The following is a 14337-nucleotide window of genomic DNA, read 5'->3' on the forward strand; positions in this document are numbered from 1 at the left end:
GCTCAGAAGGGCAGGTTCATGTCCTTGGGCAGCCCGAGTTCCTCGGTCAGCCTGGACATTTCCGCCTGTGCGCGCTCGCTGGCCTTGGCCTGCGCGTCCTTGATCGCGGCGAGGATCAGGTCCTCGACCACCTCCTTGTCGTCGCCGGAAAAGATCGACGGGTCGATATCGAGCGATTTCAACTCGCCCTTGACCGAGGCCACGGCCTTCACCAGCCCGGCGCCGCTCTCGCCCTCGACGGTCATGGAGTGCATCTCCTCCTGCAGCTCGCCCATGCGTTTTTGCATGTCCTGCGCGGCTTTCATCATCTTGGCCATATCGCCAAGGCCGCCTAGTCCCTTCAACATCGTCTACTCCTTCAACGGGTCAATCTTCTTCGAACGGGTCCCACTCGTCATCCACCTCGGGCAGCGCTTCGGTCTCGGCGCTGGCGGCGAGGGTCTGCGGGGTGCGGACCTCGGTGACTTCGGCGCCGGGAAAGGCCGAGATGACGGCCTGAACCAGCGGGTGCGCGGCGGCGCGGGCCTTGAGATCGGCCTCGGCCTTGTCGCGGGTTTCGGAAATGGTGGGCGCGTCGCAATCGTTGACGAGGGTGACGGCCCAGCGGTTGCCGGTCCAGTTCTGGAGCTTCTGCCCGAGCCGCTGGGCAAGATCGCCCGGTGCGGTCTCGGTCGGGGTGAATTCGATGCGTCCCGGCTGGTAGCGCGCCAGCCGGACGCCGCCTTCGACCTCCACCAGCAGCTTCACATCGCGGTTAGTGCGGATCAGCTCCAGCACATGCTCGAATGTCGGGAACCGGGCAAGCGCTTCGGCGGGGTCATGGGCAAGCGCGGCGACGGGGCCCGAGCCTTGCCCCGAGCCTTGCGCCACGCGGGTCCGGGCAGCGGCGACGGCCTGCGCGCCGGGGCTGGCCTGCGCGGTCGCGCCCGCGCCCCCGGGCCCGCCGCCATTGGTCGGGGCGGCGCCCGTGCCGGGCGGCATGGATTGCAGTTTGCGCACCAGATCTTCGGGGCTCGGCAGATCGGCCACATGGGTCAGGCGGATGATCGCCATCTCGGCGGCCATCATCGAATTGGGCGCCTGCGACACCTCGTCGAGCGCCTTGAGCAGCATCTGCCACATCCGCGTCAGCACCCGCATCGGCAGCGCCTCGGCCAACGATTGGCCCCGCGTGCGTTCATCGGAGGTCACGGTCGGGTCCTCGGCGGCGTCTGGCGTGATCTTCACCACGCTGACCCAATGGGTCACCTCGGCCAGATCGCGCAGCACCGCGAGCGGGTCGGCCCCATCGGCGTATTGCGCCGAAAGTTCGGCCAGAGCGCCCGCCGCATCGCCCTTGAGCACCATTTCGAAGAGGTCCATCACGCGGCCCCGGTCGGCCAGCCCGAGCATCGCGCGGACCTGATCCGCACCGGTTTCGCCCGCGCCATGGCTGATCGCCTGATCGAGAAGCGAGGTCGCATCCCGGGCCGACCCCTCGGCCGCGCGGGTGATGAGCGCAAGCGCCTCGTCGCTGATCTCGGCGCCCTCGGCACCGGCGATCTTGCGCATGAGGCCGATCATGTCCTCCGGCTCGATCCGGCGCAGGTCGAACCGCTGGCAGCGCGAGAGCACGGTGACGGGCACCTTGCGGATCTCGGTCGTGGCCATGATGAACTTGGTGTGGGGGGGCGGCTCTTCGAGCGTCTTCAGCAGCGCGTTGAACGCGTTCGTCGAGAGCATGTGCACCTCGTCGATGATGAAGATCTTGAACCGCCCTTCGCTCGGCCGCGTGTGGGCCATCGCGTTGATTTCGCGGATGTTATCGACCCCGGTGGAGGAGGCCGCATCGATCTCCAGCACGTCGATGAACCGGCTTTCCATGATCTTGCGGCAGGGATCGCATTGGCCGCAGGGCTCGGTCGTGGGGCCGCCATTGCCATCGGGGCCGATGCAATTCATCCCCTTGGCGATGATCCGCGCGGTGGTGGTTTTCCCGGTCCCGCGAATGCCGGTCATGATGAAGGCCTGGGCGATTCGATCCGCGGCGAAGGCGTTCTTCAGCGTGCGGACCATCGCATCCTGCCCGACCAGATCGGCAAAGGTCTCGGGGCGGTATTTCCGCGCCAGTACCTGATAGCTATGCTGCGGCTGCTCGGTCATCTGGGGCTCGTCCTGGGGCTTGTCGGAAAGGTCCGTGGCAGAGGTTACGCCCTCCGGCCTGCCCCGTCCAGCAGATGCCGGCCCGATGCGCACCTGCTTGACCTTCCCGGCGCGGCAAGCATCTCTAGGGAGGCAGAGCAGAGTGTATCGGAGTGTTTGTCATGCGTTTGAGAGGCCGTCGCGGCAGTCGCAATATCGAGGATCGTCGCGGGATGGGCGGCGGCGGCAAGGCCGGGATCGGCGGGGTCGGGCTTCTGCTCGTGCTGGCGGTGGGGTATTTCACCGGGATTGACGTGCGCCCGCTGCTCGACGGCGAGCTTGCCGGATCGAGCGCCCCGCGCGAGTTGACCGAGGCCGAGGAGCAGGCCGGCGCCTTCACCTCGCGCGTGCTGGCCACGACCGAGGACGTCTGGGGCCAAATCTTCCCGGCGCAGGTCGGCCGCCCCTATGATCCGCCCGTGCTGGTGCTGTTTTCCGGCGTGACCCAGAGCCCCTGTGGCGGGGCCAGCGGCGCGACGGGGCCGTTCTACTGCCCGGCGGATGAGAAGGCCTATCTCGACACGCAGTTCTTCGCGACCCTCTCGCAGCAGCTCGGCGCCAGCGGGGATTTCGCCGCGGCCTATGTCATTGCCCACGAGGTGGCGCATCACGTCCAAAACGAGCTCGGCATCCTCGGCCAGGTCAACCAGCGCCGGCAACAGGTCGGCGAGGTCGAGGCGAACGGTCTCACCGTCCGACTGGAGCTTCAGGCCGATTGCCTGTCGGGCGTCTGGGCGCGGTCGGTCGAGGGGCTGCTGGAGCCGGGGGATATCGAGGAGGCGGTCAACGCGGCGCATATGATCGGCGACGATCATCTCCAGTCGCGCGCGGGCCGCGTCCCGCAGCCGCACACCTTCACCCACGGGACAAGCGAACAGCGCGCCCGCTGGTTCACCACCGGCTATGAGACCGGCGATATCAACAACTGCGACACGTTCCGCGCCCGGACACTGTGAGGGGGCCCGGACATTGTGGGGGAGAGGTGAGAGGCTGGATAACGACCCAAGCGGGAACCGTTACGGCTGCTTCCTTCCGGATCTGACCGGGTTGGCGGAGCGCTCGCCCGCACCAACCTCTCAGGGCGTCACATAGGCCCGTGGCCGGGCAAATGCAAGCGGCTGGGTTTCAAATCTGAGCTCGAACTGGGTGAATCCGTCGCGCGTCCGCTCGGGCTCTTCGAAGCTGATCCCGCCGATCTGCGGCGTCGGGGCCGGCGCGGCGGGGGCGTCATACTGGGCGATGCTGCCGGAGGGCGCGGTAAGGCGCCAGACCTCCTCCTTGCTCGTCTCGACGACGCGCGCCATGGCCTCGGGATCGGCCAGGGTTTGCGAGAGCAGCCGGCGGATCATGGTTTGCGGAAACACCTGCACCTGGTCACGTTGGAGCAACCCGCTGCCGATGAGGCTTTCGGCGCGATAGGCGCTGGTGGCGACCAGCAGTTTGCTCTCGGGCCGCAGTGGCGCTCCGTTGCGGCGCACCGGGCCGACGCGCCCGGCGAAGGGCGGATGGCCGAGGTCGATCTCGTAGCGCAGCCCGTGCAGCGCATCGAACCGCGCGGACGGGACAAACGGATCGAGCAGCGGGCGCGGGCATTCATCCGGCCATTGCTCGGCAAAGACACTCGCCGCCGATTCCAGCCAGTGATGCAGCGCCGCGCCATCGGCCTCGATCAGCGCGAGCACGTTTTCAAACGGGTAGAGATCGCTCACATGGCGGCGGGAGACGGGGCCCTCGGGCACTTCGGTGAAGTTCAACGGCCCCCCGCGCCCGCCGTTGCGAAACGGGCCGACGGCGGTGATCAGTCGGGCCATATCGCTCACGCCCTCCTGCCGCGCGCCACGCCGCAGCGCTTCGGAGAGGCAGCTGAGGTAGGCGTCGTTGCCGAGCAGGGAATAGTGGCTGTTGAGCGCGCAGGGGGTGTGGCCGATGGGCTCTTCGGCGAAGCGCCGGGTGTTTTCGTGAGCCGCCTCGGACAGGGCCGAAAGGCGCGGGCATTCGGGCTGGTTCAGGGTCTGCGCGCGGCAACTTGCGCGGTGGCCGGTGACGCGCCAGCCGCCGGAGGGCGCGGCCTCCAGTGCAAGGTCCAGCACGCCCAGGTGGCTCCCGCTGTGGCCCGCCATGATCGCCGGGGTCCCGGCGAGCGTCCCGGCCTCCGGGTCCACGTCTTCGCGCGGGGCGTAATCCGAGCCGGGAAAACACAGATGCGTGTGGCCCAGCACGAGGCAGTCGATGCCCGGAAGCCGCCCGAGCGGAAGCGCCGAGGTTTCGCCCTGGTCGGCCTCCGCGGTCTCGCCGATGCCGGTGTGCGCCAGCGCGAGCACCACATCCGCCCCCGCCATCCGCAGCTCATCGGCCGCGCGTTCCGCCGCCTCGACCATCGGGTCGGCGCCGAGTTCGGCATCCAGCACCGGCCGGTTCCACGACAGCGATTCCGGCAGCGCGCAGCCAAGGATGCCCACGGTGAGCTCGCGCTCCTCGATGGTCCAGCGCCGCAGCGTCCAGGGCAGGAAAACCGACGCGCCCGTTGTCGGGCCGCTCAGACGGTGGACATTGGCACAGACCCAGACGAAATCAGACGCCGCCGCGGCTCGTTCGAGATAGGGCAGCCCATATTCGAAATCATGGTTTCCGGGCACGGCCGCGTCATAGCCGAGCGCGTTCATCGCCGTGACGACGGGGTGCACCTGATCCGTCTCCGAGACCATTTCGCCCAGCAGGCCGCCCTGCAACGTATCGCCCGCATCCACCAGAAGCAGCGGCCCCTCATGGGCCGCCCGCGCGGCGTCGATGTCATTGGCGAGGCCAGCAAGGCCGATGCCGGCGGAGGGTTGATCGGCGAGATAATCATAGGCGCGCAGATGCGCATGCAGATCGCCGGTGACGAGAATGCGCAGTGTCAGCGGAGGGGTCTCATCACAGGTCACGACACTGCAATACCCTCTGGGACGTCGGCGTTCCGGGAGCCGCGCAATCGATCTTTTCCGTGATCTTTCATTGACTTCTTCGTGTCGTGTGAGTGTCCCTGACACGCTTCTGGATTTCGCTGTGGCGGACAAGGGCGCGATTGTGTCATGGCTGACGCGAAAGCGGATCAGCCCGGAGGCAACCCCGGGCGGACCACCTGTGCAGCAAGGGGAGGACGGGCCCATGCGTCTCGTCGATACCGTGACATTCGCCAGCGCCGGGCTGGACCGTGCGGCGCATTTGCGCAAGCAGAGCGCCACGTTGTTTGCCGATGCGGCCGCGGGGGTCATCGCGATGTGGCGCGGCAAGCCGCTCGTGCAACAGTCGGGAGAGAGGCCCGCGCTGCTGCGCCTCGCGGCGGATCACGCCCTGTTCGACGGTCTGGACGCAGCGCCGGTGCTCCTGGGGCTCGATGCCGCAGGAGCACCGGTTTTTGCGCGCGACATATCCGCCCACGCGATGCAGGAGGGCGACAACCACGCGCCGGGGTTTCACGACCAGACCGTCCAGCGCCACCCGAGCCTGCCCGGCGAGACCGGCTGCGTCGACCTGCGTCAGCTCATGGCCGCCCTCGCGCCCGCCGAGGCCGAGTTGGCCGCCGTGGCCCGCGCGGTGATCGAGTGGCACCGAACGCATCCATTCTGCCCCGCGTGCGGCGGCCGGACCTTCCCTGCCGACGCCGGTTGGGAGCGCCGTTGCGAAGGGTGCGACCGGCGCCATTTCCCGCGCACCGAACCGGTCGTGATCGTGCTCGTGACCCATGGCAACGACGTGCTGCTGGGCCGCTCTCCCGGCTGGCCCGAGGGGATGTATTCTCTGCTGGCGGGCTTTGTCGAAGCGGGCGAGACCATCGAGGCCGCGGCCCGGCGCGAGGTCTTCGAGGAATCCGCTGTGGCACTTGGAGACGTGCGCTATCTCGCGAGCCAGCCCTGGCCCTTTCCGGCCTCGCTGATGATCGGCTGCCGCGCCGAAGCGCTTGGCCGCGAGATCCGTGTCGATCCGCAGGAAATCGAAGACGCTCGCTGGTTCTCCCGCCAGGAGGTGCTCGCCGCCCGGCGCGGGGCGCACCCCCTTCTGAAGCCCGCGCGCCCCGGGGCGATCGCGCATTTCCTGTTGTCCAATTGGCTTGCGGACCGGCTTGATTGAGGGGACCTTTGGGCCAAATTTTCCGGGTGTGGGCAAAGATCAACGTGGTGATCAAGGTATGAAGCTATCGACAAGTCAGGATTTCGACGTGCCCATCGGCGTGCTTTACGGCCGCATTTCCGATGTCGACATGCTCGAACGTCTGGCCTTGCGCCGAGGGATCGAGGTGCAGCATCGCGCCAGCACGCCGCGCTTTGCCGCCGGCGCGGTTTGGGACGTGCGGTTCCACCTGCGCGGGCGGGACCGGACCCTCGTTACCACGCTCACCGGCCTTGAGGCGCCCCACAGCCTGCGGGTCGAGGCGGTCGGCACCGGGCTCGATGCGGCGCTCGCGGTGGATCTCGTGGCGCTGTCGCGCAGCCGCACCCGGCTGGCGCTCGATTTCGTCATCCGCCCGCGCTCGATGCCCGCGCGGCTCTTGGTCCAGACGATGAAACTCTCGCGCCGCCGCCTCAAGCAGACCCTCACCGACCGGCTCGAAGGGGTCGCGCGCAGGATAGAGAACGACTATCGCCGCGCGCTCTGACGCGGCTCAGCGGTGTTCCACATCGGCCGGATAGACGCCGAGCACATCGATGTCTTCGGTAAAGAACCCGAGCTCTTCGAAGGCGAGCTGGACGCTGCGGTCTTCCGGGTGGCCGTCGATCTCGGCGTAGAACTGGGTCGCGGTGAACTGGCCGTCGAGCATGTAGCTCTCCAGCTTGGTCATGTTGATCCCGTTGGTCGCGAACCCGCCGAGCGCCTTGTAGAGCGCGGCGGGAATGTTGCGGACGCGGAAGACGAAACTGGTGACCATGTGATCGCTGCGGCGGCTGTGATCGGCGTCGCGGCTCATCACGAGGAACCGCGTGGTGTTCACGTCGGTGTCCTCGATGTGGCGGGCCAATACGTCGAGCCCGTAAATCTCGGCCGCGGTCTCTGAGGCGAAGGCGGCCTCGGTCGGATCGCCCAGCTCGGCCACGGCGCGCGCCGCCGCGGCATTGTCGGACCAGTTGAGCGTGGCCAGCCCGTGCTCGGCGATGAACTTGCGCGCCTGTCCCAGCAGGATCGACATCGACCGAACCCGGCGCACTTGGCTCAGCGTCGTCCCGGGCAGCGCCAGCAGGTTGATATGAACGCGCACGTAGGTCTCGTCGATGATGTGCAGCCCCGACGCGGGCAGCGCCCGATGCACATCCGCCACCCGCCCGTAGGTGGAATTGTCCACGGGAATCATCCCGAGCTCCGCCTGGCCGACACGCACCGCCTCGATCGCGTCCTCGAAGGACGGGCAGGGCAGGGGATCGTAGTCAGGATGCTTCTCGCGGCAGGCCTGATGTGAGTAGGCGCCGGGCTCTCCCTGAAAGGCAATGCGTTTGGTCATGATACGGCTCCGCATAAAAATCACGGCAAGGTCGATTGGTCGCGCTTGCTACACCTTGCAGAGAGGTGTTGGAAGCGGATAGATAGCCTCCAACGACGAAAAGCTAGGCAGCGACTTATGTTTGACACGATGACAGTGACCAAGGCCGTCGGCGCACTTTGCGGAGCCTTTTTGATTTTCCTTCTGGGCAAGTGGGCCGCGGAGGCCACCTATCACGTGGGCGCCGGGCACGGGGACGGCGAGGAACACGCGCAGGGCTATGTGATCGACACCGGCGCCTCCGAGGCGGCCGAGGCAGAGCCCGAAGTGAGCTTCGAGGAAGTCTTCGCCGCGGCTGACGCGGGCTCGGGCGAGCGGGTCTTCGGCAAATGCCGCGCCTGCCACAAGCTCGAAGATGGCGCCAACGCGGCCGGGCCGCATCTCTATGGTCTGGTTGGCCGGCCGATCGCCTCGGTGGACGGGTTCAACTACTCCAGCGCCCTGGCCGATCTTCCCGGCGATTGGGCGCCGGAAGAGTTGAGCGCCTTCCTCGAAAGCCCCAAGGGCTATGCGCCGGGCACCGCGATGAGCTTCAACGGTCTGCCCAAGATCGAAGATCGCGCCAATCTGATCGCCTATCTGGCCACGATCGGCGGCTAATCCCGCCAGCGGGGGGGGGGGGCGCGCGCCCCCGCCTACCCGCGCTAACGCGCCGGGCTCAAGGGCCGCTCTCTGGGGCGGCCTTTTGCATGTCTCTCACGCGGCTCTCACGGCTCTGTCAGCGGGCCAAGACGCAATCTCGCCTTGAACATTCGTGGAAACGGCCTTTAGCTTGCAACCGAAGAGCGAAAGACGCCGGTCGACAAGGAGACACCAGATGCCCCGATCCCCAAGAGCGCCGCTTGCCACACCGATGACCGCGACCGAGCCGGGACCCGCCCGCAGCGGGCGGTTGCGGGAGGCGGTGCTTGGGGTGGTCTCCGCCGTGCTTCTCGCCTTTCCCGCCCACGCCCAGGACGCCGCCGCGCCGGAGGCCGGGGCCATCACCAAAAGCCACGGCTACAGCTATTTCGGCGACCTCACCTACCCGGCCGATTTCGAGCATCTGGCCTATGTGAATCCCGAAGCGCCCAAGGGCGGCGCGCTCGTCCTCGCCGCGACGGGCACCTTCGACTCGCTCAACCCCTATTCGCGCAAGGGCGTTCCGGGCGTCGGCACCGGGGTGCTCTACGATTCCCTTCTGGAATCGACCGATGATCTGGTGGGCGAATATTACGGCGTGCTCGCGGAAAGCCTCGAATATCCCGAAGATCGCTCCTGGGTCATCTTCCACATGCGCCCCGAGGCGACCTTCTCGGACGGCAGCCCCGTGACGGCCGAAGATGTGGTCTACAGCCACACGCTCTTCATCACCCAGGGCCTGCCCTCCTATGCGCAAGCGGTCTCCAACATGGTGACCGGGGCCGAAGCGCTCGATGAGCACACCGTGAAGTTCACCTTCAATCCCGAGGTCTCGCGGCGGGGCCTTGTGGAAACCGTCGGCTCGACGCCGGTCTTCTCCAAGGCCTGGTTCGAAGCTGACGAGTCGCGCCGCCTCGATGAGCCGCGGCTTGAAGTCGCCGTGGGCTCGGGCCCCTATGAGCTCGATCATTTCGAGGTCAACCGGCGCATCAGCTACAAGCGCCGCGCGGATTACTGGGGCGCGGACCGGCCGATGAATGTCGGCAAGTTCAACTATGACGAGATCCGCTACGAGTATTTCACCGACCAGACCGCCTCCTTCGAGGCCTTCAAGGCGGGCGAGTACAATTTCCGTGTCGAGTCAGACCCCAAGGTCTGGGCCACGTCCTACGATTTTCCCAAGATCGACCGGGGCAGCGTCGTGTTGCAATCGCTCCCCGACCGGAGCCCGCCGAACCCGACCGGCTTCGTCTTCAATCTCGGCAGGCCGCAGCTGCAGGACAAGACCGTTCGCGAGGCGATCGGGCTGGCCTTCAACTTCGAATGGACCAACGCGTCGCTGCTTTACGGGCTCTACGCGCCGCGCAGTTCCTTCGTGCAGGGCACGCATATCGAGGCCAAGGGCACGCCGGAAGGCGCGGAACTGGCCTTTCTAAAATCGCTCGGCGATGTGGTCCCGGAGGAGATCTTCACCGCCCCGGCCCAGACCTCGCCCGTCTCCGACCCCGAGCGGCTCAGCGACCGGCGCAACCTGCGCACGGCCTCGCGCCTGCTGGACGAGGCGGGCTGGGCGGTCGGCGATGACGGCATCCGGCGCAATGCCGCCGGCGAGACGCTTGAGCTCAACCTGCTGCTGCCATCGAACATCCAGCCGACCGTCGAGGCGATGCACGAGGCCTTCGTCCGCAATCTGACCTCCATTGGCGTCGATGCTACCTTCGAGAAGATCGACCCCTCGCAATACACGCTCCGCCGCCGCGAGCGCGATTACGACATGCTCTATTCCACCCGCTACGGCGCGTTTCTCTCCACCGGGGGCGGGCTGACGCAGATGTATGGCTCCAAGGAGGCCGAGTTCAGCCTGTTCAACCCCGCGGGCCTTGCGAGCCCGCTTGTGGACGCGGTGCTGGAGGCGAGCTTCGTTGCCCAGAGCCAGGAGGAAACCGAGGTCGCGCTGATGGCGCTGGACCGGGTGCTGCGCTATGAGTATTTCATCATCCCCGATGGCTACATCGCCGATTACTGGGTCGCGCATTACGACATGTTCGAGCACCCCGAGAACCTGCCGCCTTTCGCGCTCGGCTATGGGACCTATTGGTGGATCGACACCGAAAAGGAACAGGCCCTGCGCGAATCCGGCGCGTTGAACTGAGCCGGCGGCCACAGCATGGGCGCATATATTCTCCGGCGGTTGCTGCTGATCATCCCGACGCTGTTCGGGATCATGGTCATCAACTTCGTGCTGACCCAGTTCGTCCCCGGCGGGCCGATCGAACAGATCATCGCCCAGATGGAAGGGCAGGGGGATGTCTTCGAGGGCATCGCCGGCGCGGGCGGCGCGCCGACCGACGAGACCTTCAGCGCCGGCGCCGAGGATTACGCGGGCGCGCGCGGCCTTCCGCCGGAATTCATCGAGGAGCTGGAGCGCGAATTCGGCTTCGACAAACCGCCCCTTGAGCGGTTCGTGTCGATGATGTGGAACTACATGCGGCTCGATTTCGGCGAGAGCTATTTCCGCTCCATCGGGGTGATGGAACTGGTGGTAGAAAAACTGCCCGTCTCGATCACGCTGGGGCTCTGGTCCACCGTCATCGCCTATGTCATCTCGATCCCGCTCGGCATCCGCAAGGCGGTCAAGGACGGCTCGTCCTTCGATACATGGACCTCCGCGCTCATCATCATCGCCTACGCGATCCCCGGCTTTCTCTTCGCGATCCTGCTGATCGTGCTCCTCGCGGGCGGCTCCTACTGGCAGATATTCCCGCTCCGGGGCCTCACCTCCGACAACTGGGAGAGCCTCTCGCTGCTGGGCAAGATCGCCGACTATTTCTGGCACATCACGCTGCCCGTCGCGGCCTCCACCATCGCCGCCTTCGCCGGGCTCACTATGCTGACGAAGAACAGCTTCCTCGACGAGATCAAGAAGCAATACGTCATGACCGCCCGCGCCAAGGGGCTGACCGAGAGCCGCGTCCTCTATGGCCACGTCTTCCGCAACGCGATGCTCATCGTGATCGCGGGGCTGCCGGCGACGTTCATCTCCGTCTTCTTCGGCGGATCGCTCATCATCGAGACGCTGTTTTCGCTCGACGGGCTCGGGCGGCTCGGCTTCGAGGCGGCGGTCGCGCGCGACTATCCGGTCATCTTCGGCACGCTCTTCGTCTTCGGCCTCATGGGCCTCGTGATGGGGATCGTGTCGGATCTGATGTATGTCTTCATCGATCCGCGCATCGATTTCGAAAAGCGGGAGGGGTAGATGGCGCTCTCTGCGATCAACCAGCGCCGCTGGCGCAATTTCCGCCGCAATGGCCGGGCCTTCTGGTCGCTGATCCTCTTCGGCATCCTCTTTGGCCTGTCGCTCTTTGCCGAGTTCATCGCCAACGACAAACCGATCCTGGTGAAATACGACGGCGGCTACTACGTCCCGATCTTCCGGTTCTACCCCGAGACGGCCTTCGGGGGCGACTTCCGCACCGAGGCGATCTACCGCGACATCGAGGTCAAATGCCTGATCGCGGCGCAGGGCTCCGAGCTCTGCTGGGATGACCCGGAGGGGATCATCGAGGACGCGCAGGATGGCGAGGTCGCGGGCGAGCAGATCAACCGCGGCTGGATGCTCTGGCCGCCCATCCCCTACAGCTACGACACGCCCAACGACATCGGCCGCGCCGCGCCCTCTCCGCCCGATGCCAATCACTGGCTCGGCACCGATGACACCACGCGCGACGTGCTCGCCCGGGTGATCTACGGCTTCCGCCTGTCGATCCTGTTTACCATCATCGTGACCACGCTGAGCACGATCATCGGCATCATCGCTGGCGCAATTCAGGGCTATTTCGGCGGCTGGATCGACCTCTTCTTCCAGCGCTTCATCGAGATCTGGTCAGCCACGCCCTCGCTCTACATCATCATCATCCTCTTCGCGATTCTGGGCCGAAGTTTCTGGCTTCTGGTGTTCCTCACCGTGCTCTTCGGCTGGACCGCGCTGGTCGGCGTCGTGCGGGCCGAATTCCTGCGGGCGCGCAATCTCGAATACGTCCGGGCCGCCAAGGCGCTCGGGGTCTCCAACTGGACGATCATGTTCCGCCACATGCTGCCCAACGCGATGGTCGCCACCGTGACCATGCTGCCCTTCATCATCACCGGGACGATCGCGACGCTCGCCTCACTCGATTTCCTCGGTTTCGGCCTGCCGTCCTCGGCGCCGTCGCTGGGCGAGCTGACGCTTCAGGCCAAGCAGAACCTTCAGGCCCCGTGGCTCGGCTTCACCGCCTTCTTCACCTTCGCGATCATGCTCTCGCTTCTGGTGTTCATCTTCGAGGGCGTGCGCGATGCCTTCGATCCGCGCAAGACATTCGTCGGCGGCGGCGTGCGGGAGGACAGCGATCCCGTGGCCGAGCGCGCGGGCAAGACAACGAGCACGGCGGATCCTTCATGAGTGATACGATACTTTCAGTGCGGGACCTGCGCATCGGGTTCCGTCAGGATGGCAAGCTCAGCCCGGCGGTGCGCGGTGTGAGCTTCGACGTGGCGCGCGGCGAGACCGTCGCGCTGGTGGGGGAGAGCGGCTCGGGCAAATCCGTCACCGCGCTCAGCACGGTGCAGCTTCTGGGGGAAAGCGCCGAGCTTACCGGCTCGGTGACCTACAAGGGCCAGGAAATGGTCGGCGCGCCGGAGCGGCTGCTGCGCAAGGTGCGCGGCAACGACATCTCCTTCATCTTCCAGGAGCCGATGACCTCGCTCAACCCGCTGCACACGCTGGAAAAACAGCTCAGCGAATCGATCGAGCTACATCAGGGCCTCAGGGGCGCGGCGGTGCGTGCGCGCATCCTGGAGCTTTTGACCCGGGTCGGCATCCGCGATCCCGAAACCCGCCTTGGCGCCTATCCGCACCAGCTATCGGGCGGGCAGCGGCAGCGCGTCATGATCGCCATGGCGCTGGCCAACGGCCCGGAGTTGCTGATCGCCGATGAGCCGACCACCGCGCTTGACGTCACCATTCAGGCCCAGATCCTCGAGTTGCTGGCCGAGCTCAAGGCCGCCGAGGGGCTCGGGCTCTTGTTCATCACCCATGATCTCGGCGTGGTGCGCCGCATCGCGGACCGGGTCTGCGTCATGAAGGATGGCGAGATCGTCGAGAGCGGCCCGGCGGAGGAAATCTTTGCCAACCCGCAGCATCCCTACACGCAAAAGCTGCTCTCGGCCGAACCCTCCGGCGCGCCGGATCCGGTAGCGCCCGAGGCGCGCGAGGTGGTCGCGACAGACAGCCTGCGCGTCTGGTTCCCGATCCAGAGGGGCTTGCTCAAGCGCACGGTGGGCCACGTCAAGGCGGTCAACGACGCAAGTATTTCCGTCCGCGCGGGCGAGACCCTCGGCATCGTCGGCGAGAGCGGATCGGGCAAGACCACGCTCGCCCTCGCGATCATGCGTTTGATTTCCTCCGAGGGTGCGATCAGGTTCGATGGCGAAGATGTTCGCAGCTGGTCGACCCGCACCCTGCGCCGCCGTCGGCGGGACATGCAGATCGTGTTTCAGGATCCCTACGGCTCGCTCTCGCCACGCATGAGCTGTGCCCAGATCATCGCCGAGGGGCTCGGCGTCCATTCCATCCCCGACAAACGCCCCGCGCGGGAGCTGGTGGCCGAGGTGATGGGTGAGGTCGGGCTCGATCCTGCGATGATGGACCGCTACCCGCATGAGTTTTCCGGCGGTCAGCGGCAACGGATCGCCATCGCCCGGGCGATGATCCTGCGGCCCAAACTCATCGTCCTCGACGAGCCCACATCGGCGCTCGACATGACGGTGCAGGTCCAGATCGTGGCGCTTTTGCGCCAGTTGCAGCGTCGCTACGGGCTGACCTATCTCTTCATCAGCCACGACCTGAAAGTCGTCCGCGCGCTCTCGCACCATGTGATCGTCATGCGCAATGGCGACGTGGTCGAGCACGGTAGTCGCGAGGAGATTTTCGCCAATCCCCAGACCGACTACACTCGCACCCTCATGGCGGCGGCTTTCTGAGGGCT

General features: G+C 66.3%; 12 protein-coding genes and 1 other RNA gene. 8 read left to right on the forward strand and 5 right to left on the reverse strand.

Features of this window, described 5'->3' with window-relative positions; translation table 11 throughout:
- Positions 1 to 2: 2 nt before the first annotated feature.
- Positions 3 to 347: a YbaB/EbfC family nucleoid-associated protein gene (locus BM353_RS09090; RefSeq protein WP_092079637.1), complete on the reverse strand. Its 345-nt coding sequence runs from the start codon at positions 345 to 347 to the stop codon at positions 3 to 5.
- Positions 348 to 366: 19 nt separating this feature from the next.
- On the reverse strand, positions 367 to 2142 hold the full coding sequence (locus BM353_RS09095; protein ID WP_092079640.1) for a DNA polymerase III subunit gamma/tau: 1776 nt from the start codon (positions 2140 to 2142) through the stop codon (positions 367 to 369).
- Between the two features lie 161 nt (positions 2143 to 2303).
- Between BM353_RS09095 and ypfJ the strand changes: the two genes are divergently transcribed.
- Positions 2304 to 3137, forward strand: a complete 834-nt coding sequence (gene ypfJ, locus BM353_RS09100) for a KPN_02809 family neutral zinc metallopeptidase (RefSeq protein WP_092079643.1) — start codon at positions 2304 to 2306, stop codon at positions 3135 to 3137.
- Between the two features lie 25 nt (positions 3138 to 3162).
- On the opposite strand, the gene ffs is transcribed toward ypfJ, so the two are convergent.
- Positions 3163 to 3259, reverse strand: an RNA gene (ffs, locus tag BM353_RS09105) — signal recognition particle sRNA small type.
- A complete protein-coding gene (locus BM353_RS09110; protein ID WP_177220511.1) occupies positions 3258 to 5105 on the reverse strand; it encodes a 5'-nucleotidase C-terminal domain-containing protein in 1848 nt (615 codons plus the stop codon). Before BM353_RS09110 ends, ffs begins: the two co-directional genes overlap by 2 nt.
- A 223-nt stretch (positions 5106 to 5328) precedes the next feature.
- On the opposite strand from BM353_RS09110, the gene nudC reads away from it, so the two are divergent.
- Both nudC and BM353_RS09120 read left to right on the forward strand, forming a co-directional pair.
- Positions 5329 to 6291, forward strand: a complete 963-nt coding sequence (gene nudC, locus BM353_RS09115; RefSeq protein ID WP_092080020.1) for an NAD(+) diphosphatase — start codon at positions 5329 to 5331, stop codon at positions 6289 to 6291.
- A gap of 58 nt (positions 6292 to 6349) precedes the next feature.
- Positions 6350 to 6817 carry an SRPBCC family protein gene (locus tag BM353_RS09120; protein ID WP_092079649.1) on the forward strand — a complete coding sequence of 156 codons (468 nt, stop codon included), beginning with the start codon at positions 6350 to 6352 and terminating at the stop codon, positions 6815 to 6817.
- A gap of 6 nt (positions 6818 to 6823) precedes the next feature.
- Here BM353_RS09120 and BM353_RS09125 read toward each other — a convergent pair whose 3' ends face one another.
- Positions 6824 to 7654: a prephenate dehydratase gene (locus BM353_RS09125; protein WP_092079652.1), complete on the reverse strand. Its 831-nt coding sequence runs from the start codon at positions 7652 to 7654 to the stop codon at positions 6824 to 6826.
- Positions 7655 to 7771: 117 nt separating this feature from the next.
- Between BM353_RS09125 and BM353_RS09130 the strand changes: the two genes are divergently transcribed.
- The 5 genes from BM353_RS09130 to BM353_RS09150 all read left to right on the forward strand — a co-directional run bounded on the left by BM353_RS09130 (position 7772) and on the right by BM353_RS09150 (position 14332).
- Positions 7772 to 8293, forward strand: coding sequence for a c-type cytochrome (locus BM353_RS09130; protein ID WP_092079655.1), 522 nt, complete (start codon positions 7772 to 7774; stop codon positions 8291 to 8293).
- 253 nt (positions 8294 to 8546) lie between these two features.
- Positions 8547 to 10466, forward strand: a complete 1920-nt coding sequence (locus BM353_RS09135) for an extracellular solute-binding protein (RefSeq protein ID WP_092079658.1) — start codon at positions 8547 to 8549, stop codon at positions 10464 to 10466.
- 15 nt (positions 10467 to 10481) lie between these two features.
- Positions 10482 to 11570, forward strand: a complete 1089-nt coding sequence (locus tag BM353_RS09140) for a microcin C ABC transporter permease YejB (RefSeq protein ID WP_092079661.1) — start codon at positions 10482 to 10484, stop codon at positions 11568 to 11570.
- Positions 11571 to 12752, forward strand: coding sequence for an ABC transporter permease (locus tag BM353_RS09145; RefSeq protein ID WP_092079664.1), 1182 nt, complete (start codon positions 11571 to 11573; stop codon positions 12750 to 12752). It abuts the gene before it with no gap.
- Positions 12749 to 14332, forward strand: a complete 1584-nt coding sequence (locus tag BM353_RS09150) for an ABC transporter ATP-binding protein (protein WP_092079666.1) — start codon at positions 12749 to 12751, stop codon at positions 14330 to 14332. Before BM353_RS09145 ends, BM353_RS09150 begins: the two co-directional genes overlap by 4 nt.
- Positions 14333 to 14337: the final 5 nt, after the last annotated feature.

The organism is Poseidonocella sedimentorum, from assembly GCF_900116005.1.
Lineage (GTDB): Bacteria > Pseudomonadota > Alphaproteobacteria > Rhodobacterales > Rhodobacteraceae > Poseidonocella > Poseidonocella sedimentorum.

Excerpts from the sequence above, each read along its gene's own strand:
- BM353_RS09090 (WP_092079637.1), bottom strand. The coding sequence starts at position 347 with ATGTTGAAGGGACTAGGCGGCCTTGGCGATATGGCCAAGATGATGAAA.
- BM353_RS09095 (WP_092079640.1), bottom strand. The coding sequence starts at position 2,142 with ATGACCGAGCAGCCGCAGCATAGCTATCAGGTACTGGCGCGGAAATAC.
- ypfJ (WP_092079643.1), top strand. The coding sequence starts at position 2,304 with ATGCGTTTGAGAGGCCGTCGCGGCAGTCGCAATATCGAGGATCGTCGC.
- nudC (WP_092080020.1), top strand. The coding sequence starts at position 5,329 with ATGCGTCTCGTCGATACCGTGACATTCGCCAGCGCCGGGCTGGACCGT.
- BM353_RS09120 (WP_092079649.1), top strand. The coding sequence starts at position 6,350 with ATGAAGCTATCGACAAGTCAGGATTTCGACGTGCCCATCGGCGTGCTT.
- BM353_RS09125 (WP_092079652.1), bottom strand. The coding sequence starts at position 7,654 with ATGACCAAACGCATTGCCTTTCAGGGAGAGCCCGGCGCCTACTCACAT.
- BM353_RS09130 (WP_092079655.1), top strand. The coding sequence starts at position 7,772 with ATGTTTGACACGATGACAGTGACCAAGGCCGTCGGCGCACTTTGCGGA.
- BM353_RS09135 (WP_092079658.1), top strand. The coding sequence starts at position 8,547 with ATGACCGCGACCGAGCCGGGACCCGCCCGCAGCGGGCGGTTGCGGGAG.
- BM353_RS09140 (WP_092079661.1), top strand. The coding sequence starts at position 10,482 with ATGGGCGCATATATTCTCCGGCGGTTGCTGCTGATCATCCCGACGCTG.
- BM353_RS09145 (WP_092079664.1), top strand. The coding sequence starts at position 11,571 with ATGGCGCTCTCTGCGATCAACCAGCGCCGCTGGCGCAATTTCCGCCGC.
- BM353_RS09150 (WP_092079666.1), top strand. The coding sequence starts at position 12,749 with ATGAGTGATACGATACTTTCAGTGCGGGACCTGCGCATCGGGTTCCGT.